Origin of the sequence: Sphingomonas sp. (assembly GCF_017304635.1) — a bacterium.
GTDB lineage: Bacteria > Pseudomonadota > Alphaproteobacteria > Sphingomonadales > Sphingomonadaceae > Sphingomonas.
In genome coordinates, this window is sequence record NZ_JAFKMA010000001.1 from 1381873 (window position 1) to 1404581 (window position 22709).

The 22709-nt window shown below is 68.7% G+C and carries 16 protein-coding genes; 7 read left to right on the forward strand and 9 right to left on the reverse strand.

Translation table 11 applies throughout. From position 1 onward, the window contains the following. Positions 1 to 59: 59 nt before the first annotated feature. Together J0I47_RS06880 and msrB are read left to right on the forward strand one after the other, a co-directional pair. Complete coding sequence (locus J0I47_RS06880; RefSeq protein ID WP_294045917.1) at positions 60 to 1280, forward strand: cytochrome P450; 1221 nt, start codon at positions 60 to 62, stop codon at positions 1278 to 1280. Between the two features lie 119 nt (positions 1281 to 1399). Further along, positions 1400 to 1891 (forward strand): peptide-methionine (R)-S-oxide reductase MsrB, encoded by a 492-nt coding sequence (gene msrB, locus J0I47_RS06885; protein ID WP_294045786.1) that lies wholly within the window; start codon positions 1400 to 1402, stop codon positions 1889 to 1891. Positions 1892 to 1987: 96 nt separating this feature from the next. On the opposite strand, the gene J0I47_RS06890 is transcribed toward msrB, so the two are convergent. The 3 genes from J0I47_RS06890 to J0I47_RS06900 form a co-directional block, all read right to left on the reverse strand. Continuing rightward, positions 1988 to 2560: a CHAP domain-containing protein gene (locus tag J0I47_RS06890; protein ID WP_294045787.1), complete on the reverse strand. Its 573-nt coding sequence runs from the start codon at positions 2558 to 2560 to the stop codon at positions 1988 to 1990. A 186-nt stretch (positions 2561 to 2746) separates the two neighbouring features. Next, a complete protein-coding gene (locus J0I47_RS06895; RefSeq protein ID WP_294045788.1) occupies positions 2747 to 4204 on the reverse strand; it encodes an MFS transporter in 1458 nt (485 codons plus the stop codon). Further along, positions 4201 to 5031: an SDR family NAD(P)-dependent oxidoreductase gene (locus J0I47_RS06900; protein WP_294045789.1), complete on the reverse strand. Its 831-nt coding sequence runs from the start codon at positions 5029 to 5031 to the stop codon at positions 4201 to 4203. Before J0I47_RS06900 ends, J0I47_RS06895 begins: the two co-directional genes overlap by 4 nt. 129 nt (positions 5032 to 5160) lie before the next feature. On the opposite strand from J0I47_RS06900, the gene J0I47_RS06905 reads away from it, so the two are divergent. Next, complete coding sequence (locus J0I47_RS06905) at positions 5161 to 6351, forward strand: acyl-CoA dehydrogenase family protein (protein ID WP_294045791.1); 1191 nt, start codon at positions 5161 to 5163, stop codon at positions 6349 to 6351. 101 nt (positions 6352 to 6452) lie between these two features. Then, positions 6453 to 7241 carry an SDR family oxidoreductase gene (locus J0I47_RS06910; protein WP_294045792.1) on the forward strand — a complete coding sequence of 263 codons (789 nt, stop codon included), beginning with the start codon at positions 6453 to 6455 and terminating at the stop codon, positions 7239 to 7241. Between the two features lie 163 nt (positions 7242 to 7404). Here the strand turns inward: J0I47_RS06910 and J0I47_RS06915 are convergent, their stop codons facing one another. After that, entirely contained in the window at positions 7405 to 8022 is a 618-nt protein-coding gene (locus J0I47_RS06915; protein WP_294045794.1) for a TIGR02281 family clan AA aspartic protease, read from the reverse strand. Between the two features lie 119 nt (positions 8023 to 8141). Beyond that, complete coding sequence (locus tag J0I47_RS06920) at positions 8142 to 10412, reverse strand: NADP-dependent malic enzyme (protein WP_294045795.1); 2271 nt, start codon at positions 10410 to 10412, stop codon at positions 8142 to 8144. 194 nt (positions 10413 to 10606) lie between these two features. On the opposite strand from J0I47_RS06920, the gene mutS reads away from it, so the two are divergent. The 3 genes from mutS to J0I47_RS06935 all read left to right on the forward strand — a co-directional run bounded on the left by mutS (position 10607) and on the right by J0I47_RS06935 (position 16536). Continuing rightward, the gene (mutS, locus tag J0I47_RS06925) at positions 10607 to 13180 is read left to right on the forward strand and encodes a DNA mismatch repair protein MutS (RefSeq protein WP_294045918.1); all 2574 of its coding nucleotides are present in this window, start codon (positions 10607 to 10609) and stop codon (positions 13178 to 13180) included. A gap of 188 nt (positions 13181 to 13368) precedes the next feature. Next, complete coding sequence (locus J0I47_RS06930) at positions 13369 to 16122, forward strand: [protein-PII] uridylyltransferase (protein ID WP_294045796.1); 2754 nt, start codon at positions 13369 to 13371, stop codon at positions 16120 to 16122. A 30-nt stretch (positions 16123 to 16152) separates the two neighbouring features. Then, positions 16153 to 16536 carry a VOC family protein gene (locus J0I47_RS06935; RefSeq protein ID WP_294045797.1) on the forward strand — a complete coding sequence of 128 codons (384 nt, stop codon included), beginning with the start codon at positions 16153 to 16155 and terminating at the stop codon, positions 16534 to 16536. Here the strand turns inward: J0I47_RS06935 and J0I47_RS06940 are convergent, their stop codons facing one another. The 4 genes from J0I47_RS06940 to J0I47_RS06955 are packed head-to-tail and all read right to left on the reverse strand — an operon-like array spanning position 16537 to position 22659. Then, the gene (locus J0I47_RS06940) at positions 16537 to 17520 is read right to left on the reverse strand and encodes a DUF2891 domain-containing protein (RefSeq protein WP_294045798.1); all 984 of its coding nucleotides are present in this window, start codon (positions 17518 to 17520) and stop codon (positions 16537 to 16539) included. After that, the gene (locus tag J0I47_RS06945; protein ID WP_294045800.1) at positions 17520 to 18464 is read right to left on the reverse strand and encodes a DUF979 domain-containing protein; all 945 of its coding nucleotides are present in this window, start codon (positions 18462 to 18464) and stop codon (positions 17520 to 17522) included. The genes J0I47_RS06940 and J0I47_RS06945 overlap by 1 nt, the downstream gene beginning before the upstream one ends. Then, positions 18461 to 19117, reverse strand: coding sequence for a DUF969 domain-containing protein (locus tag J0I47_RS06950; protein ID WP_294045801.1), 657 nt, complete (start codon positions 19115 to 19117; stop codon positions 18461 to 18463). The genes J0I47_RS06945 and J0I47_RS06950 overlap by 4 nt, the downstream gene beginning before the upstream one ends. Further along, positions 19117 to 22659, reverse strand: coding sequence for a hydantoinase B/oxoprolinase family protein (locus J0I47_RS06955; RefSeq protein WP_294045802.1), 3543 nt, complete (start codon positions 22657 to 22659; stop codon positions 19117 to 19119). The genes J0I47_RS06950 and J0I47_RS06955 overlap by 1 nt, the downstream gene beginning before the upstream one ends. Positions 22660 to 22709 lie beyond the last annotated feature (50 nt).

The window sequence follows — 22709 nt, forward strand, 5'->3', positions numbered from 1 at the left end:
GAGAGGTGGGCATGGCGACTCAGCAAGCGACGATCGAGGACATCGCGAACGGTCCGGTGATGCGCTACGACGGCCCGGTCGATCCACTCGACGTCAGCCGCGCCGAACTCTATCGCGACGATACGTGGCAGGCGCCGTTCAAGCAGCTCCGCGAAACCGCGCCTGTCCACAAGGTCGAGCATTCGGACTACGGCCCCTATTGGTCGGTCTCGACCTACAAGCCGATCCTCGAGGCGGAGTCGCTGCCCGACATCTTCTCGTCGGAAGCGGGCGGCATCACCCTCGCCGACTTCCTGCCCGACAGCGACGTACGCATGCCGATGTTCATCGCGATGGATCGGCCCAAGCATACCGGCCAGCGCCGCACCGTCGCCCCCGCCTTCACCCCCAGCGAGATGGTGCGGATGAAGGAGAATATCGTCCGCCGTACCGCCGAGATCCTCGACAGCTTGGAATATGGCAAGACGTTCGACTGGGTCGATATGGTGTCGATCGAGCTGACCACGCAGATGCTGGCGATCCTGTTCGATTTCCCGTGGGAGGACCGGCGCAAACTGACCTTCTGGTCCGACTGGGCCGGCGACATCGAGCTGGTCAAGACGCCCGAACTGCGCGCGCAACGGTTGCAGCACATGTACGAGTGCGGCGCCTATTTCCAGCAATTGTGGAACGCAAAGGTCGGCAAGGAACCGACCCCCGACCTCATCAGCATGATGATCCATTCGGACGCGATGTCGGAAATGGACCAGTTCGAATTCATCGGGAACCTGATCCTGCTGATCGTCGGCGGCAACGACACGACGCGCAATTCGATGTCGGCGGCGGCCTATGGCCTCGACCTGTTCCCCGACGAGCGCGCCAAGCTGGAGGCGGATCCGGGCCTGATCCAGAACGCTACGCAAGAGATCATCCGCTGGCAGACGCCGCTCGCGCACATGCGCCGGACCGCGACGCAGGACACCGAGCTCGGCGGCCAGTCGATTAAGGCGGGCGACAAGCTGGCGCTGTGGTATCTCTCGGCCAATCGCGACGAGACCGTGTTCGGCGACGATGCCGACAGGATCGTGGTCGATCGCGCCAACGCCCGGCGGCACCTGGCGTTCGGGCACGGCATCCACCGCTGCGTCGGCGCGCGGCTCGCCGAGTTGCAGATCAGCGTGCTGTTGGAGGAAATGGCGAAGCGGCGGATGCGCGTGAATGTCGTCGGCGAGCCCGAGCGCGTCGCCGCCTGCTTCGTCCACGGCTATCGCAAGCTGCCGGTCGAGATCAGCACATACTGATCGTCGCCCCGGCGCAGGCCGGGGCCGCCGCGTGATACGGCCAACGACCCCGGCCTCCGCCGGGGCGACGTAGAAAAATGCATCCGTCGTTCGTATCTAGGTGACGACGGAGACGGATCATGACCAATCGACGCGAATTCCTGACGCTGACCGGTGCGAGTGCCGCCAGCATCATATTGTTCGGCTGCAACGCAGCCCCGGCTTATCCGCCGGAAAAGTTCGAAGTGACGATGAGCGATGCCGCCTGGCGTCAGAAGCTCGGCCCGGCGGCGTACGAGGTGCTGCGGCACGAGGATACCGAGCGGCCCTTTTCCAGCCCGCTCAACAACGAGCATCGCTCGGGCATCTTTTCGTGCAAGGGCTGCGCGCTGCCGCTCTATTCGTCGAAGACCAAGTTCGACAGCGGCACCGGCTGGCCGAGTTTCTGGCAACCGCTGCCCAATGCCGTGCGCATGCGCACTGACAGCTCACTGGGGATGTCGCGCACCGAGGTGCATTGCCGCCGCTGCGGCGGGCATCTGGGGCACGTGTTCGACGATGGACCGAAGCCGACCGGCAAGCGCTATTGCATGAACGGGGTCGCGATGACCTTCACGCCGGGCAAATCCTAAGCGCACGTCATTGCGAGCGTAGCGAAGCAATCCAGCGCCGCGCATGGGGCGCTGGATTGCTTCGCTACGCTCGCAATGACGATGGGGCTATGGGGCTTAGTTGGCGACGCCGATCGCGTGCGCGACGTGGCCGGCGTCGAGGCTGGCGATCTGCACCGTCGCGCGGGACGTGTCGTCCTCGTCGGTGTCGGGAGTCGCGTGGCGGAACGCGTCGTGCGACTTGCCGCCCGCATAGATGAAGCCGTTGGTCGGGTAGGCGGTGGTGCCTAGGCCCTGGCCGTACGTCACCTTGACCATGCTCCAGTCGCCCGCCGCCGACACGTCGATCGCGTGCGCCGCCATCTCGATGCCGCCACGACGCGACCAGTTGGCATGGTTCAGCACGACCTCGCGGTCGCTGACGACGGCGGTGACGGTCGCGACATGACCGAGGCGCATGTGGCCGGTCGAGCGGAACGACAGCACCGCGCCGACTTCCGGGGTCTGGCCGCGATCATACTTGCCGGCCGCCTGGCTCCACCACGTGTTGGCGTTGCCGAAGATCTGGATGCCCGAAATCTCGCGGGCATAGGGCGCGCACTGCCAGAACCGGGCCTGGGCCGGAACCACCGTCGAAAAGGCACACGCCACCACCAGCGCAAATCGCGCTGCAACAACACCGAATTTCATGGACCCCCCGAAGGTCGTCTTGAACTAGTGATGGTGGGTTAGGCGACGAAATTCGCAGTGAAAACCCTATCGCTGGGACGAATGGAACCTTTCACGACGAACGGTGTTTCGTCGCCGGTGAACGCCCCGATGGGTTCGATTCGCTGACCTATTTCGCGGGCGCAGCACGATTGCTGCATCAGCGAATCAGGGGGCGGCGATGTGCGGCGCGCCTTCTCGTTCCGCTGCGGCCAGCCCGGCCAACCGCGCCTCATGCTCGGCCCGACCGAAAGGAAACCGCGTGAACAGGAACGCCGCGATCATCGCCAGCGTGCCGTAGATGAGGACGAAATACAGGACGAGGTGATCGACCTTGGCCGGCGATGCGGTGGTCGGGTCGATCTTGTCCTGCAACCCGGCGAGTGCCAGGATGCCGCCGGCGACCGCGATCCCCAGCCCCGACGTGCATTTCTGCACGAAGAACGACCCGGCGAAGAACACGCCTTCGTTGCGGCGCCCGGTACGCGACTGCGACTCCTCGACGACGTCGGCCATCATCGACGCGCCAAGGATGAACGACGACACGTTGAAAGCGGTCGTGATCGCGAACAGCGGATAAAGCAGCGCCACGCGTGCCCAGCCGGGCGGCGGCAGGACGCCCACAAGCAGCAGCACGTACGTGAAGACGTAAAAGCTGGCGCCCAGGATGACGAAGACACAGGCCGCGCGCGGCTTGCTGGTGGTCCGCCCGATCCGCGGCGCGATCACGAACGCCGCCGCCGCGCCCACGAACAGCGTGAGCGGCAGAAGCTGCAACGCGCCGGGCCCCAGCTGCCATGCATAGGCATAGAAATAGTTGGCGAGGGCGTAGCCGATGCCCTGATTGGTATAAGCACAGACCCCGGCAAGGATCAGGATCAGGAACGCCCGATTGTGAATCGTCTGCCAGAGCTCGCGCAGCACCGCGCCGAACGATTGCCGCTCCGTCTCGACCTTGGGCAAGCGCTGGATCTCGCCATGGGTGCCCAGCGCCGACACCAGGATCGCCACCACCATCAGGATCGCCGACCACACCGCCAGGGCGTGATAGCCGTCCAGATTGAACAGCCCGATCGGATATTTCGCGGACGGCAACAGCAGCACGCCGTACGCCAGCAGCACGATGCTCAGGCCCCCGGCCCAGCCGAACAGATAGCGATAGGCGGTGACGCGGGTGCGCTCGTCATAATCGGTGGTGAGTTCGGGAGTCAGCGCCTGGCTCGGCACTTCGAAACAACTGACGGCGCTGCGCACGATCACCGCGGCCCCGAACAGCCAGCCGAGCCGCATCGCCTCGCTGCCCGACGGCGGGTTCCACAATGCCAACCAGCCGATCGCGATCGGCAATGCCGACGCGTACATCCACGGATGCCGCCGCCCCCAGCGGCTGCGCGTCCGGTCGGACAGGATGCCGACCATCGGATCGACGAACGCGTCGAACACCAGCGCCGCCATGATGACCAGCCCGACCTTGAACGAATTCAGCCCGAGCACCTGGTTGTAATAGATCAGCAGGAACGTGCCGAACGCCGCATCCTTCGCGCCATAGGCGACCGACCCGAAGCCGTAGGATAAAGTAACGCCAGCCCGCAGCCGCCGCCGCGTCGGAACCGCGCCGTCGCTCACGCCGCCGCTCCCTGCAACGCGTCGAACAGGCCGGGCTGGCTGTCGTCCCAGCTCGCGCGGGTGCCGATCAGCATGCCGCCGTCGACCAGGATGTGCGTGCCGGTCACGAACGCGGCATCGTCGCTGGCGAGGTAGGCGACGGCGGCGGCGATGTCCTCGGGCCGGCCGGCGCGCTGGACCGGCTGCGCCTTGGCGGCGACGCCGGCGATCATGCCGTTGGCCTGGTCGCGCGCCTGTCCCTCCAGCCCCAGCGCCGAGGTGAAGATGTTGGTGGTGATGAACCCCGGCACCACCGCGTTCACCCGGATGTTGTGCCGCGCGAGGTCGGCGGCGGCGAGCTTGGTCAGGTGGAGCACGCCGGCCTTCGCGGTCGAATAGGCGGTCGGGGCATAGCCGCTGCCCAGCGCCGACACGCTCGACGTGTTGACGATCGCCCCGCCGCCGCGCTTCGCCAGCAACGGCGCCGCATAGCGCATCCCCATCGCAACCGACCGCAGCAACAGCGCCATCGTGCGGTCCCAATCCTCCGGCGAGATGACTTCGATCGCATCGCGCGATCCCGCCGCGCCGGCATTGTTGAACACGACATCGAGGCCGCCGGCCGCGTCGGCCGCATGCATCAGCGCCTCGATCTCGGCGGTCTGCGTGACGTCGGTGCGCTGGAAGCGGATGCGGCCGTTTGACGTGTCGGCGAGATCCTGCCCGCCGGCCACGTCGAGGTCGCCGATCCACACCTCCGCGCCTTCCTCGGCCAGCCGTAGCGCGGTCGCGCGGCCGATACCCGACGCGCCGCCCGTCACGACCGCGCGCTTGCCCTGAAACCGCATAACCTCTCCCGTCTTATCACGAGCAGCATAAGCGCGGCCCGAAACCGGTCAATCGGACTTTTCGAATTTCGGGTTTGCGAGCGCGGTCGGTTTGGGGCATCGCGGGATCGAGACGATGGAGGGGCTTGGATGGCGCTCGACACGGAAACCTTCGATGCGCTGATCGACACGGTGCGGCGATTCGTGGCGGAACGGCTGCGCCCGCTGGAAGGCGAGGTCGAGGCGGCGGACGCGATTCCCGACGATGTGGTACGCGAAATGCGCGAGCTCGGCCTGTTCGGCCTGTCGATCGCGGAGGAGTATGGCGGGCTTGGCCTGACGATGCTCGAGGAAGCGAAGGTCGCGATCGAACTCGGCCGCACGACGCCGGCGTTCCGCTCGACCTTCGGCACCAATGTCGGGATCGGCAGCCAGGGCCTGGTGATGGCCGGCAACGACGCGCAGAAGGCCGCGTGGCTCCCCCGCATCGCGAGCGGCGACGTCGTCACCAGCTTCGCGCTGACCGAGCCCGATGTCGGGTCGGATTCCGGGTCGGTGAAGACCAAGGCGATATGGGACGGGCAGGCATATCGCCTGTCGGGGACCAAGCGCTACATCACCAATGCCGACAAGGCCGACCTGTTCACCGTGATGGCGCGCACCGACGACAACGAGAAAGGCGCGCGCGGCGTGTCGGCGTTCCTCGTCCCCCGCGATCTGGCCGGCGTGTCGATCGGCGAGCCCGAGAAGAAGATGGGTCAGAAGGGCGCGAAGGTCGCCGACGTGATCTTCGACGACGTGGTGGTGCCGGTCGAGAACCGGCTGGGCGCCGAGGGCGAAGGCTTCAAGATCGCGATGCGCGTGCTCGATCGCGGGCGGCTGCACATCTCGGCGGTATGCGTCGGCGTGGCGGAGCGGCTGATCGCCGATTGCGTCGCGTACGCGACCGAGCGCAAGCAGTTCGGCAAGCCGATCGCCGAGCATCAGTTGATCCAGGGCATGATCGCCGATTCGAAGACCGAGGCGCTGGTCGCGCGCGCGATGGTGCTGGAGACCGCGGCGGCGAAGGATGCGCTGGATCAGGCGGCCGTCCGGGGGACGGACGTTCCAGCGCATGGCAAGGATGTCGTGATGGAATCCGCCGCCGCGAAATACTTCGCCAGCGAGATGGTCGGCCGCGTCGCCGACCGCGCGGTGCAGATCTTCGGCGGGGCCGGCTACATCGCCGATTACGGGATCGAGCGGCTGTACCGCGACGTCCGGCTGTTCCGCATCTACGAAGGCACCAGCCAGATCCAGCAGATCATCATCGCCCGCGAGACGCTGAAGCGCGGGGGGTAGTTTTTTTGCGTCGTCCCGGCGGAGGCCGGGACCGCTGGAGGCCAGCGCGACGCCCGACAACGTAACGGCCCCGGCCTCCGCCGGGGCGACGGAGAATGGATATGGACGCCAGCAAACTGTTCCGCCTCGACGGCAAGGTCGCGCTCATCACCGGCGGGTCGCGCGGGATCGGCAAGATGATCGCGGAAGGCTATATCGCGCAGGGCGCCAAGGTGTACATCTCGTCGCGCAAAGCGGCGGCGTGCGAGGAGACGGCGGCGGAGCTCGGCCCGAACTGCATCCCCCTGCCCCAGGACGTGTCGACCGTCGACGGCTGCAAGGCGCTGGCCGCGCAACTGGCCAGCCACGAGGATCACCTCGACATCCTGGTCAACAATGCCGGCGCCGCGTGGGGCGTGCCGTTCGAGGAGTTTCCCGAACAGGGCTGGGACAAGGTGATGAACCTGAACGTCAAGTCGCCCTTCTTCCTGACCCAGGCGCTGCACGGGCTGTTGAAAGCGCGCGCCAGCCACGATGCGCCGTCCAAGGTCATCAACATCACCTCGATCGACGGCCTCAGGCTCAATCCGTGGGAGACGTACAGCTATCATGCGTCGAAATCGGCGCTGATCTACCTGACGAAGCGGATGGCGGCGCGGCTGGTTCAGGACGGCATCATCGTCACCAGCCTCGCCCCCGGCGCCTTCGCCAGCGAGATGAACCGCGCCGCGCGCGACCATGGCGACGAAGTGGCGAAGGGCATCCCGATGCGCCGCGTCGGCACCACGGAGGACATGGCCGGCGCCGCGATCTTCCTCGCCAGCCGCGCGAGCGACTATGTCGTGGGCGACACGCTGGTGGTCGACGGCGGGCTGGTGAATGCGGCGCTGGGCACATCGATCGACGCCTAAAAAATCCCTCTCCCGCCGGGAGAGGGAAGGAGCCGCGAAGCGGCGACAGGGTGAGGGCTAGGTCGAAACGGCCGGTTAGTCGCGACTTGATCCTCGCCGACGCTTTCGACTTATCCCTCACCCGGCTTCGCTACGCTCGCCACCCTCTCCCGGAGGGAGAGGGTTATTTGCCCTGCGGATGGTTCGGAGTGAGGATCAGCGTCCGGCCTTCGACGCGCCAGCTCTTGAGGCGCGACAGGAAGTTCATGCCGAGCACGTCCATGTCGCCGAACGCCGGCGAGGTGACGATCGGCAGGTCGCGCGCGACGATGTTGCCGATACGTAGTTCGGGCACCGTCGCGGTCTCGGCGCGAACGGAGCCGTTGGCGGTCTGGATAATCATCGGCACCGGGCTGCTCGACGGCTCGACCGATGCGGCGGCGGCGGTGGTGCTCGACAGCGCGGTGACGGTCGCGCCGCTGTCGACCAGCATCCGCCGCTCGACCCCGTCGAGGTTCACCGTCACCCAGAAATGACCGTCGTCCGCCATCGGCACGCGCATCTCGCGACCGACCACTTCCTGGCCCTGGTCGAAGTGGAGGAACTTGGTGAAGCGCGCGAACATCGGGTCGAACCGCCCGCGCTCGCCCGCCAGCATCACGACCAGCGCGAATCCGCACACCAACGTCGCCAGCGACAGCAACCGCCCGATGATCCGAAACCGCCGCGCGAGCAGCAGCACGACCACGACGATCGCGATCAGCGAATAGAGCGGCACCGATCCGCCGAAACCGTCAGCCATGTCCGCCGCCTATCATGCGCCAGATGTATGGCGGCTGACGGGTTTCGCCAGAGGTCGGACAGCAACCGTCATTGCGAGCGTAGCGAAGCAATGACGGAAAGGAGCGTCCCCGCCCTCGCCTATCGCGCGATGCCGCCGGCCGCGAGCACCGCCAGCGTCACGAGTTCGCTCGCGGTGCTGGTCATCGGCGCGATCTGGACCGGCTTCTCCATCCCCACCAGCATCGGGCCGATCACCGCGTCGCCGCCGAGCTCGCGGAGCAGCTTGGCCGAGATGTTGGCCGATTGCAGCCCCGGCATGATGAGCACGTTGGCTGGCCCCGACAGCCGCGCGAAGGGATAGTTCGCCAGCTGCTTCGGGTTGAGCGCGACGTCGGGCGCCATCTCCCCCTCATATTCGAACCCGACCCCGCGCCGGTCGAGCACGCCGACCGCGGCGCGCAGATTCTCCAGCCAGCGCCCCTCGGGATTGCCGAACGTCGAATAGCTGAGGAACGCGACGCGCGGCTCATGCCCCATCCGCCGCGCGACCGTCGCGGTCTGCTCGGCGATGTCGGCGAGCTCCTCGGCGGTGGGACGCTCGTTGACGGTGGTGTCGGCGATGAAGACGGTATGGCTCTGCCCGACCATGACGTGGATGCCGAACGGCGTGCGGCCGGGCTCGGGATCGATCACGCGCTTCACCTCGCGCATCGAATGCGCCCAGGTCCGGGTGATGCCGGTAATCATCGCATCGGCCTCGCCGAGCTGGAGCAGCACGCCGCCGAAGGTGTTGCGGTCCTGGTTTATCATCCGCTCGCAATCGCGGCGCAGGAAGCCGCGGCGTTGCAGCCGCTGGTAGAGGAAATCGACCATTCGCGGCACCAGCGGCGAGTTGCGGCTGTTGTGCACCTCGTAGCTTTCGACGTCCTTGACGCCGAGCGCGCGGAGGCGATCGTGGACGTCGTCGCGCCCGACCAGCACCGGCGTGCCGTACCCGCCCTCGCGGAACGCGACCGCGGCGCGCAGCACGACCTCCTCCTCGCCTTCCGCGAACAGGACGCGCTTGGGCTGCGCGCGCGCGCCTTCATAGGCGAGCGTCAGGACCGAGGTGGTCGGGTTGAGCCGCGCCCGCAGCGCCTGACGATAGGCGGTCATGTCGAGGATCGGCTTGGTCGCGACCCCCGAATCCATCGCCGCCTTGGCGACGGCGGCGGGCACGCGCTCCATCAGGCGGGGATCGAACGGCGCCGGGATGATGTAGTCGGACCCGAACGTGTGCCGCACGCCGTACGCGACGGCGACCTCCTCCGGCACCTGCTCGCGCGCCAGTTCGGCGATCGCGTTGGCGGCGGCGATCTTCATTTCCTCGTTGATGCCGGTCGCGCGCACGTCGAGCGCACCGCGGAAGATGAACGGGAAGCCGAGCACGTTGTTGACCTGGTTCGGATAGTCCGACCGGCCGGTCGCGATGATCGCGTCGGGGCGCGCCGCCTTGGCCAGTTCGGGGCGGATCTCCGGCTCCGGATTGGCCATCGCGAAGATGATCGGCGCCTTCGCCATGTCCTTGACCATCTCCGGCGTGACGGCCCCGGCGGCGGACAGGCCGAGGAACACGTCGGCGCCGTGCAGCGCCTCCTTGAGCGTACGCCTCTCGGTCGCGACGGCGTGCGCCGACTGCCACTGGTTCACCTTCTCGCGGCCCTGGTAGATGACGCCGGAGCGGTCGCACATCAGCACGTTCTCGTGCCGCACGCCCATCGCCTTGATGAGTTCGGTGCAGGCGATCGCCGCCGCGCCCGCGCCGTTGACCGCGACCTTGACCTCGTCGAGCCGGCGCCCGGTCAGCAGGCACGCGTTGATGAGCCCCGCCGCAGTGATGATCGCGGTGCCGTGCTGGTCGTCATGGAAGACCGGGATGTTCATCCGCTCGCGCAGCGTCTGCTCGATGATGAAGCATTCGGGCGCCTTGATGTCCTCGAGGTTGATGCCGCCGAAGCTCGGCTCCATCAGTTCGACCGCGTCGATGAAGCGGTCGACATCCTCGGTCTTCAGCTCGATGTCGATCGAATCGACGTCGGCGAAGCGCTTGAACAGCACCGCCTTGCCTTCCATCACCGGCTTCGACGCGAGGGCGCCGAGATTGCCGAGGCCGAGGATCGCGGTCCCATTCGAGATCACCGCGACCAGATTGCCCTTGGTCGTATAGTCGTACGCCGTCGCCGGATCGGCCGCGATCGCCTCCACCGGCACCGCGACGCCGGGCGAATAAGCGAGCGCCAGGTCGCGCTGAGTCGCCATCGGCTTCGACGCGACGATCTCGATCTTTCCCGGGCGCCCCTCCGAATGGAACAGCAACGCCTCGCGGTCGGAGAATTGCGCGGAGGTTTCGATTTCGGCTTCGTCGGACATGCGGTCGGTTTCTCCCTCATGCCCCCTTAGACCGTTCGAGCCGACCTTGTCGAAGCCCTGTCCTCATTTTTGGGTCCTCATTTTTGGCCGTCCACAGAAAAAGACCGCGCGACGACCGGCCCGGGGCGAACGGGGTTGGACGGCGGTACGGGGTTCGCTAACCGACCGTCATGGCCGACGCCGCCCCCACCCCGATGATGGCGCAATACCTGGCGCTCAAGGCCGAGGCCGGCGACTGCCTGCTGTTCTACCGGATGGGCGACTTCTTCGAACTGTTCTTCGAGGATGCGAAGGTGGCGAGCGCCGTGCTCGACATCGCCTTGACCGCGCGCGGCGAGCATAAGGGCGAGCGCATCCCGATGTGCGGGGTGCCGGCGCATGCCGCGGTCGGCTACCTCCAGCGGCTCATCAAGGCGGGGCATCGCGTCGCGATCGCCGACCAGACCGAGAGCCCGGCCGAGGCGAAGAAGCGCGGCGGGTCGAAGGCGCTGGTCGCCCGCGCGATCGTCCGCGTGGTGACGGCGGGAACGCTGACCGAGGAAGCACTGCTCGACGCGCGCGTCGCCAATTGGTGCGTGGCGATCGGCGAGGCGGCCGGCGGCGTCGCGATCGCCGCCGCCGACGTCTCGACCGGTCGGTTCGAAGTTGTCGAAGTTGCCGCGGAACAGGTGCCGGCGGAGCTCGCCCGGCTGAGCGCGGCCGAGGTGGTGGCAGCGGAAGGCAGCGACTGGCCGGCGACATCGTTCCGCCCCCGTAACGAGTTCGACAGCGCGAGCGGCGAGGCGCGATTGAAGCGGCTGTACGGCGTCGCGACGCTGGACGGTTTCGGGCAGATGTCGCGCGCCGGGCTGGCGGCGGCGGGCGGGCTGGTCGCCTATCTGGAGCATATCGCGAAAGGCGCGCTCCCCTTCCTGCGCCCGCCGCGCATCGCGAGTGCCGCGCAGGCGATGGCGATCGATGCGGCGACACGCGAGAGCCTGGAACTGACCCAGACCCAGAACGGCCAGCGCAAGGGCAGCCTGCTCGACGCGGTCGACCGCACGGTGACCGGGGCCGGCGCGCGGCTGCTCGCGGCGGACATCGGCGCGCCGCTGATGGACAAGGCGGCGATCGAGGCGCGGCTCGACCTCGTCCAGCGCTTCCACGACGACGGGGCGTTGCGCGAGAGCCTGCGCGCCACGCTGCGCAGCCTGCCCGATATCGGCCGCGCGCTCGGGCGGCTCGCGGCGGGACGCGGGAGCCCGCGCGACCTCGGCCAGTTGCGCGACGGGCTCGACGGGGCGTGGCAGCTCGGCGAACGGATCGACACGCTGGGCGACGTACCCGCGCTCCTCGCCGATATCGCGCCGCGCCTGCAAGGGCACGGCACGCTCATCGACCTGCTCAAGCGCGCGCTGGTGCCGATGCCGCCGATCGACGCGTCGGACGGCGGATACATCGCGGAAGGCTATGACGCCGCGCTCGACGAGTTGCGCGACACCGGCGCCGGCGGGCGGCGCGCGATCGCCGCGCTGGAAGCCGAGTATCGCGCCCGCACCGGTGCGGCGGCACTGAAGATCCGCCACAACGGCGTGCTCGGCTATCATGTCGAGGTGCCGGCGCGCGCCGCCGACGCGCTGATGGCGGCCCACAGCGGCTTCACCCATCGCCAGACGCTGGCCGGCGTGGTCCGCTTCAACGCGCCCGAGCTGCACGAGCTGGCGATGAAAGTTACCCAGGCGGGCAGTCACGCGCTCGCCGCCGAGGCCGCGCATCTGGAAGAACTGACCGCGACCGCTCTGGCGGGGCGGGAGGCGATCGCCGCGACGGCCGACGCGCTCGCGCGGCTGGATGTTGGCGCCGCCCTGGCCGAACGCGCGGCGGAAGACGGCTGGACTCGCCCCGCGCTGGTCGATCACGCCTGTTTCGAAGTCGAAAGTGGACGCCACCCCGTCGTCGAGGCGGCGGTCGGCAAGAGCGGCGAGCGCTTCGTCGCCAACGATTGCGGGTTGAGCGAGACCAACCGGCTGTGGCTCGTGACCGGCCCCAATATGGGCGGCAAGTCGACCTTCCTGCGCCAGAACGCGCTGATCGCGGTGCTGGCGCAGGCCGGCAGCTACGTGCCCGCGGCTCGCGCCCGGCTCGGCCTCGTCGATCGCCTGTTCAGCCGGGTCGGCGCGTCGGACAATCTCGCGCGCGGCCGTTCGACCTTCATGGTCGAGATGGTCGAGACCGCCGCCATCCTGGCCCAGGCGACGCCGCGCTCGTTCGTCATCCTGGACGAGGTCGGGCGCGGCACCTCGACCTATGACGGCCTCGCCATCGCCTGGGCGGTGGTCGAGGCGATCCACGAGGACAATCGCTGCCGCTGCCTGTTCGCGACGCATTATCACGAGTTGACCCGGCTGGCGGAGCGTTGCGATGCGCTGAGCCTGCACCATGTCCGCGCACGCGAGTGGAAGGGCGAGCTGGTGCTGCTCCACGAAGTGGCGGAGGGGCCGGCGGATCGGTCGTACGGGCTGGCGGTGGCGCGGCTCGCCGGCTTGCCTCCCGCGACGATCGCGCGGGCGAAGGCGGTGCTCGCGAAGCTGGAAGCGGGCCGCGCGAAGACCGGTGGCCTCGCCGCGGGACTGGACGACCTCCCTCTGTTTGCGGCTGCGGCCGAGGCGCAGGAAGAGCAATGCGACGCGATCCGCGCCGAAGTGGAAGCGCTCGACGTCGACGCTTTGACCCCGCGCAGCGCGCTGGAAGTACTGTACCGGCTCAAGGGGCTGGCGCGGGAGGGGTGACGCCCCTCGCCTCCCGTCATCCCCGCGAAAGTGGGGACCCATCTCCTGCTTTATCCCCGACCATTACGGGTGCGTTTGTCGATATGACGAGAGCTGGATCCCCGCTTTCGCGGGCATGACGATTGTGGTGTGAGTGTGGGCCTACGCAAGACGTGACGCCGCCCTCCCGCTCCCCTATCACTCCAACCATGCCGTCGCGCTTTTCCACCCTGCCCAATCGCCGGGCGATCATCGACCGGCGGGCGGTCGCCGAGACGCTGGCCGCGCTGGCAGACAGCGACCGGGCGCGGCTGCGCAAGCTGGCGACGGCGGAGCTGAAGGCGGCGCTCGACGCCGGGCGTGCGGAGATCGAGCGGCGCCTGATCGCCTATCCCTCGCGCGGGCTGGAGATCGCCAACAGCCAGGCGTTCCTGATCGACCAGATCCTGCGCCTGCTCTACGATTTCACCACGCACCGGCTCTACCCGCTGAGCAACCCGACCGCCGCCGAGCGGCTGACGCTAATCGCGGTCGGCGGCTATGGGCGCGGCGAGATGGCGCCCTATTCCGACGTCGACATCGCCTTCCTGACGCCTTGGAAGGAAACGCCGTGGCACGAGCAGGTCGTCGAGACGATGCTGTACGCGCTGTGGGACCTGGGGCTGAAGGTCGGGCAATCGACGCGCAGCCTGGACGAGATGATCCGCCAGGCCAAGGGCGACGTGACGGTGCGCACCGCGCTGCTCGAATCGCGCTACGTCTGGGGCGACGAGGCGCTGTACGAAGAATCGGCGCGGCGCTTCAAGGCGGAGGTCCAGTCCGATTCCGCGCGCGTGTTCATCGACCAGAAGCTCGCCGAGCGCGATCAGCGCCACAAGCGGATGGGCGACACGCGCTACGTCGTCGAACCTAATATCAAGGAGGGCAAGGGCGGCCTGCGCGACCTCCACGCGCTGTTCTGGATCGGCAAGTATGTCTATCATGTCGAGCGCGCGACCCAGCTCGTCGACGCCGGGCTGCTGACCGAGGCCGAATATGCGCAGTTCCACCGCGCCGACAATTTCCTGTGGGCGGTCCGCTGTCACCTCCACGCGATCGCGCGGCGGGCGGAGGACCGGCTGACCTTCGACATGCAGCGCGAGATCGCCGAGCGGATGCGCTTCGCCGACCGGCCCGGCAAGTCGCGGGTCGAGCGGTTCATGCAATATTACTTCCTGCAGGCGAAGGCGGTCGGCGACCTGACCGGGGTGTTCCTCGCGCACCTCGACGACAAGTTCGCCGCGCGCGGGTGGCGGTTCGGCCTGCCGCGGCGGCGGCGTCCGTCAAAGCTGCATGGCTTCGTGCTCGATCGCGGGCGGCTGGCGCTGCCGCGCGACGATTTCCTGGCGGAGCAGCCGACGCGACTGATCGAGATGTTCGTGCTCGCCGACCGCCACGGGCTGGAGATCCATCCGCTGGCGATGCGGGCGGCGGCGCGCGATGCGAAGCTGGTCGACGACATCCGCCGCGATCCGACTGCCAACGCGCTATTCCTCGAGGTGCTGACCAGCCGGCACCAGCCCGAAATCACGTTGCGCTGGATGAACGAGGCCGGGGTGTTCGGCCGCTTCGTGCCCGATTTCGGCCGCGTCGTCGCGCAGATGCAGTTCGACATGTACCACCATTTCACGGTGGACGAGCACACGATCCACGCGATCGGCCTGCTCAGCCGGATCGAGAATGGCGAGCTGAAGGACGACCACCCGCTCACCCACGTCATCATGAAGCAGATCGCGTCGCGCCGCGTGCTGTACGTCGCGGTGCTGCTCCACGACATCGCCAAGGGGCGCGGCGGCGACCATTCGGTGCTGGGCGCGGAAGTGGCGGAGCGGCTGTGCCCGCGCTTTGGGCTGACCCCGGCCGAGACCGAGACGGTGGCGTGGCTGGTGCGCTGGCACCTCCTGATGTCGGCGACCGCGTTCAAGCGCGATTTGTCGGATTTCAAGACGATCCTCGATTTCTGCGAGCGGGTGCAGAGCGTCGAGCGGCTTCGCCTGCTGCTCGCGCTTACCGTGGTCGACATCCGCGCGGTCGGGCCGGGGGTGTGGAACGGGTGGAAGCGCCAGCTCCTCACCGACCTGTTCGAGGGCGCGGAGGAAGTGCTGCGCCTCGGGCACAAGCAGAAGGGGCGCAGCGAGCGCGTCGCCGCCAAGCAGAAGGTCGTCGCCGCGACGCTCGGCTGGGACGACAAGGCGTTCGCGAAGATCACGCGGCGCCTGCCCGAATCCTATTGGGTGGCGGAGCCCGACGACGCGCTGGTCGCCAACCTGAAGCTGGTCGCCGCCGCCGGCGACGCGCCGCTGTCGATCGCGACCGCGGTGGACCGGGATCGCGGCGCGACGTTGGTCACGATCTACGCCGCCGACCATGCCGGTTTGTTCTACCGCATCGCCGGCGCGATCAGCATGGCCGGCGGCAACATCATCGACGCGCGCATCCACACCACGCGCGACGGCATGGCGCTCGACAATTTCCTGGTGCAGGACCCGCTCGGTCGCCCGTTCGACGATGCCGGCCAGCTCGCCCGGCTCAAGCGCGCGATCGAGGACGCGCTGGCCAACCGCACCAAGCTGACCGACCGGCTCCAGGCGAAACCGCTCCCCCGGCTGCGCGCCGATGCCTTCGCGATCAGCCCGGCGGCATTCATCGACAACCACGCCTCGAACCGCTTCACCGTGATCGAGGTCAACGCGCGCGACCGCCCCGCCCTGCTCCACCAGCTGGCGCACGCGCTGTTCCAGTCGAAGGTGACGATCCATTCGGCGCATGTCGCGACCTATGGCGAGCGCGCGGTCGATACCTTCTACGTGACCGACCTGACCGGCGACAAGATCGACTCGAGCGCGCGGGTCAAGTCATTGGAGAAACGGCTGGTCGAGGCGGCCGCCGGCGAGTCCTCGCGGCCAGCGACGCAGGCGGCCTGATCGACGACATTCTTGACGGGGAGACTGACGATGCCGGTACTGGGAATGGGCGGTTTCTTCTTCCGGGCGACGGACCCCGACGCGCTGACCGCGTGGTATCGCGATCACCTGGGCGTCGGCGCGGGTTGCGCGGCGGAGGGCGCGGGCGAGGCCGATGCCTATAGCTGGCAGGTGCAGGGCGGGCCGCTGGTGTTCGCGCCGTTCAAGGCCGACACCGATTATTTCGCCGCCGACAAACAGTTCATGCTCAACCTGCGCGTCCGCGATCTCGAAGGCATGATCGCCAAGCTGCGCGCGGCGGACGTCGAGGTCGTCACCAAGCCCGAATGGAACGACCCCCATGTCGGGAGCTTCGCGCGGGTGCACGATCCGGAGGGAAATGCGGTCGAACTGTGGGAACCGCCCGCGGGCTGACTAAACGTCCGGGCCTATCGCCAGCAGCGCGAAGGTCGCCAGCCAATGCTCGCCCATGTAATCGTCGCCGATATGCGGTAGCGCGGCGGCGAGATGCACGTCGGCGATCGCCCGCGCCGCCGCCGGGTCGGGCAACGCGTCCGCCAGTTGCCGCCAGCACCAGGCCCGGCTGAGGTTGACGCCGTCGATATGCGCGAGCCGTCCGTCGCTGCGATCGGTCACGACGGCGGGCGTGCGCAGGCACGCGGTCGCGTCACCGAACGGATCGGGCAGGTATGCCGCGAACCAGTCCGCGAACGCGGCGGAGTCGAGGGCATTCCGCATCAGCACCGCCTCGCACAACGTCGCCGACAGAAAGTCTTCGCCGCTCGGCTCCCACGGTCGCGCGTCGCGGTCGTCGCCATACCATTGCCCGGCCCGAGCGCCGATCGCCTGCGCGAGCGGTCGGTCATGGTCGCGCGCCCACGACAAAGCGAGCGTCAGCGCGAAGGCCGTATTGGCGTGCGTTCCCGCGCGCACCGGATAACCCAGCCGCGGCAGATACTTGGCGAACCGGTCGGCAAACGCCCGCGCGAGCGGCGCCAGCGCCTCGCCCCATGCGCGCTCGGGCCGGCGCGCCAGTTCGCCGTGCAACGCCAGTAACCACGCCCAGCCATAGGGCCGCTCGAAACCGCCGGTATAGGGTCGGTCGAGATAGGCCAGTTCGGCCGCCGCGCGCGCCGGGGTCAGCATCGTGTCCGCCAACGCCTCGATCGCCGGTCGTTCGGGCAGGTCGGGAAACAGCCGCGCCAGTCGCATCACCTGCCACCAGCCATGGACGCAGCTATGCCAGTCGAAACTGCCGTGAAAGATCGGATGAAGCTCGCGCGGCGGCACCAGGTCGTCCGGCCCGGTCAGCACCTGGTCGAGCTTGTACGGCCATTCGCGTGTCAGATGGCCGAGCGTCAGCGTGGCGAAACGCGAGGCGGTGGCGGCGTCGAGCATCACGGGAAACCCATCCAGTAGAGGAAAGCGGCGTTCGCCGCGAGCAACGGCAGCGCGGTCGGCACCTGCGCGCGGATGACGGCGCTCTTGTCCTTCAGGTCGAGCAACGCCGCCGGCACCAGGTTGAAATTGGCCGCCATCGGCGTCAGCAGCGTGCCGCAGAACCCGGCCAGCATCCCGACCGCCGCGATCACTGCCGCGTCGCCATGATATTGCCCGATCAGCAGCGGCATCCCGATCGCTGCGAACATCACCGGGAACGCGGCGAAGGCGTTGCCCATCACGATCGTGAAACCCGCCATGCCGATCGCATAGGCGACGACCGCCGCGATCAGGCTGCCGTGCGGGATCGCGCCGCCGATCAGGTTGCCGACGACGCCACCCACCCCGGCCAGCGCGAAGACCGCGCCCAGGCTCGCCAGCATCTGCGGCAGCACGGCGGCCCATCCGACCGCATCCATCAACCGCACGCCCTCGACGAACGGCGTCGTCGCGCGCGGCCGCAGCCAGACATAATTGACCGTCAGCGCCAGCAACACGCCGATCGTGAGCGAGACGAGCGTGACTTGCTTGGGATCGACCAGCCCGGGCAAATGCGGGAACAGCAATGTCCCGACCAGGGCGGTCGCCGGCACGATCAGCGCCGGCGCGAACAGCCAGTTGCCGCGCACCGCCGCTTCGCCGGTGCGGCGCTCGTCGTCCACCACGCCATCGGGCGCGCCGCGCCCCATCGCTCCCGTCCCCGCGATCGCCACCAGCCCGAGCACGAGCAGGCCGTTGCCGACGTCGCCCAGTAGTTCGCCGAGCAGGAAGCTGACCGCCAGCAATCCGTAGAACGCGGCGTTGCCCCACCGCTTCGGGTTGGCGCGGTTCGCCAGGCTGAGCAGCGCATAGGCGGCGAAGACCGCGCCGGTGACCGTGTAGATGAAGCCGTAGCCGATCATGCGCGCCGCCGTGCCAGCCGGCGATCGAGCAGCCAGAGCCGCGCGGCGTGAATGACGAATGCCGCGACCGCTGTCGGGATCGCCCAGACCGACAGGCTGAACGGCGCGACCGCGATCCCGTACCCCTCCAGCACGCCCTTCATCAGCAGGATCGAGCCGACCGCGACGAAGATGTCTTCGCCGAAGAACAGCCCGATATTGTCGGTCGCCGCCGCCAGCGCGGGGATCTCGTCGCCGCCCGGCGCCTCGCCCTGCGTCTCGGCCGCGGCGACCGCCATCGGCGCGACCAGCGGCCGCACGGTCTGCGCCGGCCCGGCGATCGAGGTCAGCCCGAGTGCGGCGGTCAGCTGGCGGAACAGCAGGTAGCCGATCAGCAGCCGCCCCACCGTCGCGCCGCGCACCTTCCCGATCACCTGCCGCGCGCGTGCCTGCAACCCGTGCCGTTCGAGCAGACCGATCACGGGCAGGACGATGTAGATCACGGTGACGAATCGGTTCGCGTTGAACGCCTTGCCGAACGCCGCCAGGATGGCGAGCGGGGCGATGCCGGCGGCCCAGCCGGTCACCAGGGCCGACGCGGCCACCACCAGCAGCGGGTTGAAACGGAGCAGGAACCCCGCGACGATCACCGCGATGCCGGCGAGCACGAGCATCAGCGCTTGCCGAACCCGCCGCCGCCCGGCGTGTCGATGACGAAGACGTCGCCCGGCCGCATCGCGACCTTCGCCGTGGCGCCGAGCGTCTCGACCTGCCCATCGGCGCGCTCGACGCGCGACACGCCCGCCGCGCCGTCCTGCCCGCCGTCGAGCCCGAACGGCGGCACGCGGCGGCGGTTGGCGAGGATGCAGGCGGTCATCGGCCGCAGGAACCGCATGCGCCGCGTCGCACCGTCGCCGCCATCGCTCGCCCCTGCCCCACCCGACCCGCGCCGGATCGAGAATTGCTCGAGCAGGACGGGAAAGCGCGTCTCCAGGATTTCGGGGTCGGTCAGCCGGCTGTTGGTCATGTGAGTCTGGATCGCCGGGGTGCCGGCAAAGCCCGGCCCCGCGCCCGATCCGCCCGCGATCGTCTCGTAATATTGGAATTCGTCGTCGCCGAACGTGAAGTTGTTCATCGTCCCCTGGCTCGCCGCCATCGCGCCGAGCGCGCCGAACAATGCGTCGGTCACGACCTGGCTGGTCTCAACGTTACCGGCGACGACCGCCGCCGGATAATGCGGGTTGAGCATCGACCCGTCGGGCACCACGATCGTCACGCTGCGCAGGCAGCCGTCGTTGAGCGGGACGGGCTCGTCGATCAGGGTGCGCAGGACGTAGAGCACCGCCGCGCGCACGATCGAGGCGGGCGCGTTGAAGTTGGTCGGGCGTTGCTGGCTGGTACCGGTGAAGTCGACCGTCATGGTGCCGGCGGTGCGATCGATCCGCACCGCCACGCGCACCACGCCACCATCATCCATTTCATAGGCGAACGCGCCATCGTGCAGAGTCGCGATCAGCCGCTTCACGGCGGCATCGGCATTGGCCTGGACGTGCGCCATATAGGCGCTGACCACGTCCGCGCCGTAATCGGCGGCGGCGCGCGCCAGTCCGGCGGCACCGCGCGTGCAGGCCGCGAGCTGCGCCGTCAGGTCGGCGATGTTCTGGTCGATATTGCGCGCCGGATGCTCGCCCCCGCCGAGCAGCGCACGCAGCTCGGCGTCGCGGAAGCGCCCCTCGTCGACCACCAGCACGTCGTCGAACACGATGCCTTCCTCGGCGATCGAGCGGCTGTCGGGCGGCATCGATCCCGGTGTGATGCCGCCGACATCGGCATGGTGCCCGCGCGCGGCGACGAACCAGGCGGGCGCGGCCTCGTCCGGGCCGGCGAATACCGGCATGATGACGGTGATGTCGGGCAAGTGGGTGCCGCCACGATACGGCGCGTTGAGCGCGTAGGCATCGCCGCGCCGGATGCTGCGCCCGTCGGCGCCGGCACCGCGATCGGCGATGATCGTGCGGATGCTTTCGGCCATCGACCCCAGATGCACCGGGATGTGCGGGGCGTTCGCGATCAGATTGCCGGCGCCGTCGAACAAAGCGCAGCTGAAATCGAGCCGCTCGCGGATGTTGACCGAGGCGGCCGACCGCTGGAGCGCCGCCCCCATCTCCTCGGCGATGCTCATGAACAGGCCGGCGAAGATCGCGAGGCGGACGGGATCGAGCTCCGTTCCCACACGAACCGCGCTGCGCGGGACGGCGCGCGTCAGGATCAGGTTGCCGACGGTATCGACCGCCGCTCGCCAGCCGGGCTCGACCATCGTCGTCGCGACGGCATCGACGATCAGCACCGGCCCGTTCAGCGCCTGCCCCGCCCCCAGTACCTCGCGCCGATAGACCTGCGTGTCGCGCCAGGCGCCGGCGCAATAGACCGGCACCACCGTCTCCGCCGCGCCGGCGTGCGCCGGCAGCGCGGCGACCGTGCCGTCGAGCGCCGATCCCCCCGCCACCGCCTCGACCGTGATGCGATCGACGATCAGCGGCGCGGCGGCGGAGAACCCGAACTGCGCGCGATGCGCCGCGTCGAACGCGTCGGTCATCGCCGCTTCGGACACGAGATCGACCTCGATCGTGTGATCGGTCTGGCCGCGCCGCAAGTGGAGCCGGCGCTCGACGACGATCTCGGCCGGGTCGACGCCCTGCGCGATCAGCGCGGCGCTCGCTTCATCCGCCAGTGCCGCGACGGCAGCGGCGATCGCCGCCGCGTCGGCCAGCGCGAACCCCGCCGTCGCCTCGCGCAGTTCGCGTCGGCTCGCCAGGCCCATGCCATAGGCCGACAGCACCCCGGCCAGCGGATGGATCATCACGCGATCCATCGCCAGCGCGTCGGCGACCAGGCAGGCGTGCTGACCGCCGGCCCCGCCGAAACAGGCGAGCGTGTAGCGCGTCAGGTCGTGCCCGCGCTCGACCGATATCTTGCGGATCGCGTTCGCCATGTCGGCGACGGCGACCGTCACGAACCCTTCCGCGGCCGCATATGGATCGAGCGACAGCGCCGCGAACCGCACCGCCACCGCGTCGGGATCGATCGGCTGCCGCCCGTCCTCCCCGAACAGTGCCGGGAAAAAGGCGGGTTGCAGCTTGCCGAGCATCACGTTGCAGTCGGTCACGGTCAGCGGCCCGCCGCGGCGATAGCAGGCCGGCCCCGGCACGGCCCCGGCCGACTCCGGTCCGACCAGCAGCCGCTGCCCGTCGAAGCGGCAGATCGACCCGCCGCCCGACGCGACCGTGTGGATGCGCAGCATCGGCGCGCGGACGCGAGCGCCGGCGATCAACGTCTCCGTATCGCGCTCGTAGCTGCCGGCGAAATGCGACACATCGGTCGACGTGCCGCCCATGTCGAACCCGATGACTCGGTCGAACCCGGCCTGGCACGCGGTTTCCGCCATGCCGACGATGCCGCCCGCCGGCCCAGACAGGATGGCGTCCTTGCCGAGGAACAGCCGGGCATCGACCAAGCCGCCCGACGACTGCATGAACAGCGCCCCCGGCCCCAGCGCTTGTTCGAGCGACGCGACATACGCGTCGAGCACCGGGGACAGATAGGCATCGACGAGGGTCGTGTCGCCGCGGCCGATCAGCTTGATAAGTGGGGCGACGCGATGGCTGACCGAGATCTGGGTGAAGCCGATCGCCTCGGCGATGCGGGCTAGCGCGACCTCGTGCGCGTGATGGCGATAGCCGTGGACCAGCACGATCGCGAGCGCGCGCAGGCCGGCGTCGTAGGCGTCCCGTAGCGCGACCCGCGCGGCGGTTTCGTCCAGCGCCCGCACCACGCTGCCGTCCGCCGCGATCCGCTCGTCGATGCCGATCACCCGGTCGAACAACGGCGGCGGACGGCGGAGGTCGCGCGCGAAGATGTCGGCGCGCTCCTGATAGCCGATCACCAGCGCGTCCTCGAACCCGCGCGTGATCGCGAGGCAGGTCGGCGCGCCCTTGCGTTCGAGCAGGGCGTTGGTCGCGATGGTCGTGCCGATGCGCAGGTCGAACGCGGCGTCGCGGCCGTCCGTCAGCCGCCGGATCGCCTCGACCGCCGCATCGGCATACCGGCCCGGCGCTTCCGAGAGCAGCTTGACCACACCGATCGATCCGTCGGGACGGCGAGCCACTACGTCGGTGAACGTCCCCCCGCGATCGACCCAGAAGTTCCAACGCTCCATGCGATGTGCGGGTTATGCCGAACCCGCCGTCCTGTCGATGCGCAAAGCGG

What these genes read in the sequence shown, in the direction of transcription:
- J0I47_RS06935 (WP_294045797.1), top strand. Translation starts at nt 16,153, where the DNA reads ATGCCGGTACTGGGAATGGGCGGTTTCTTCTTCCGGGCGACGGACCCC.
- J0I47_RS06945 (WP_294045800.1), bottom strand. Translation starts at nt 18,464, where the DNA reads ATGATCGGCTACGGCTTCATCTACACGGTCACCGGCGCGGTCTTCGCC.
- msrB (WP_294045786.1), top strand. Translation starts at nt 1,400, where the DNA reads ATGACCAATCGACGCGAATTCCTGACGCTGACCGGTGCGAGTGCCGCC.
- J0I47_RS06940 (WP_294045798.1), bottom strand. Translation starts at nt 17,520, where the DNA reads ATGCTCGACGCCGCCACCGCCTCGCGTTTCGCCACGCTGACGCTCGGC.
- J0I47_RS06950 (WP_294045801.1), bottom strand. Translation starts at nt 19,117, where the DNA reads ATGCTCGTGCTCGCCGGCATCGCGGTGATCGTCGCGGGGTTCCTGCTC.
- J0I47_RS06890 (WP_294045787.1), bottom strand. Translation starts at nt 2,560, where the DNA reads ATGAAATTCGGTGTTGTTGCAGCGCGATTTGCGCTGGTGGTGGCGTGT.
- J0I47_RS06955 (WP_294045802.1), bottom strand. Translation starts at nt 22,659, where the DNA reads ATGGAGCGTTGGAACTTCTGGGTCGATCGCGGGGGGACGTTCACCGAC.
- J0I47_RS06900 (WP_294045789.1), bottom strand. Translation starts at nt 5,031, where the DNA reads ATGCGGTTTCAGGGCAAGCGCGCGGTCGTGACGGGCGGCGCGTCGGGT.
- J0I47_RS06910 (WP_294045792.1), top strand. Translation starts at nt 6,453, where the DNA reads ATGGACGCCAGCAAACTGTTCCGCCTCGACGGCAAGGTCGCGCTCATC.
- J0I47_RS06920 (WP_294045795.1), bottom strand. Translation starts at nt 10,412, where the DNA reads ATGTCCGACGAAGCCGAAATCGAAACCTCCGCGCAATTCTCCGACCGC.
- J0I47_RS06915 (WP_294045794.1), bottom strand. Translation starts at nt 8,022, where the DNA reads ATGGCTGACGGTTTCGGCGGATCGGTGCCGCTCTATTCGCTGATCGCG.
- J0I47_RS06905 (WP_294045791.1), top strand. Translation starts at nt 5,161, where the DNA reads ATGGCGCTCGACACGGAAACCTTCGATGCGCTGATCGACACGGTGCGG.
- mutS (WP_294045918.1), top strand. Translation starts at nt 10,607, where the DNA reads ATGATGGCGCAATACCTGGCGCTCAAGGCCGAGGCCGGCGACTGCCTG.
- J0I47_RS06880 (WP_294045917.1), top strand. Translation starts at nt 60, where the DNA reads ATGCGCTACGACGGCCCGGTCGATCCACTCGACGTCAGCCGCGCCGAA.
- J0I47_RS06930 (WP_294045796.1), top strand. Translation starts at nt 13,369, where the DNA reads ATGCCGTCGCGCTTTTCCACCCTGCCCAATCGCCGGGCGATCATCGAC.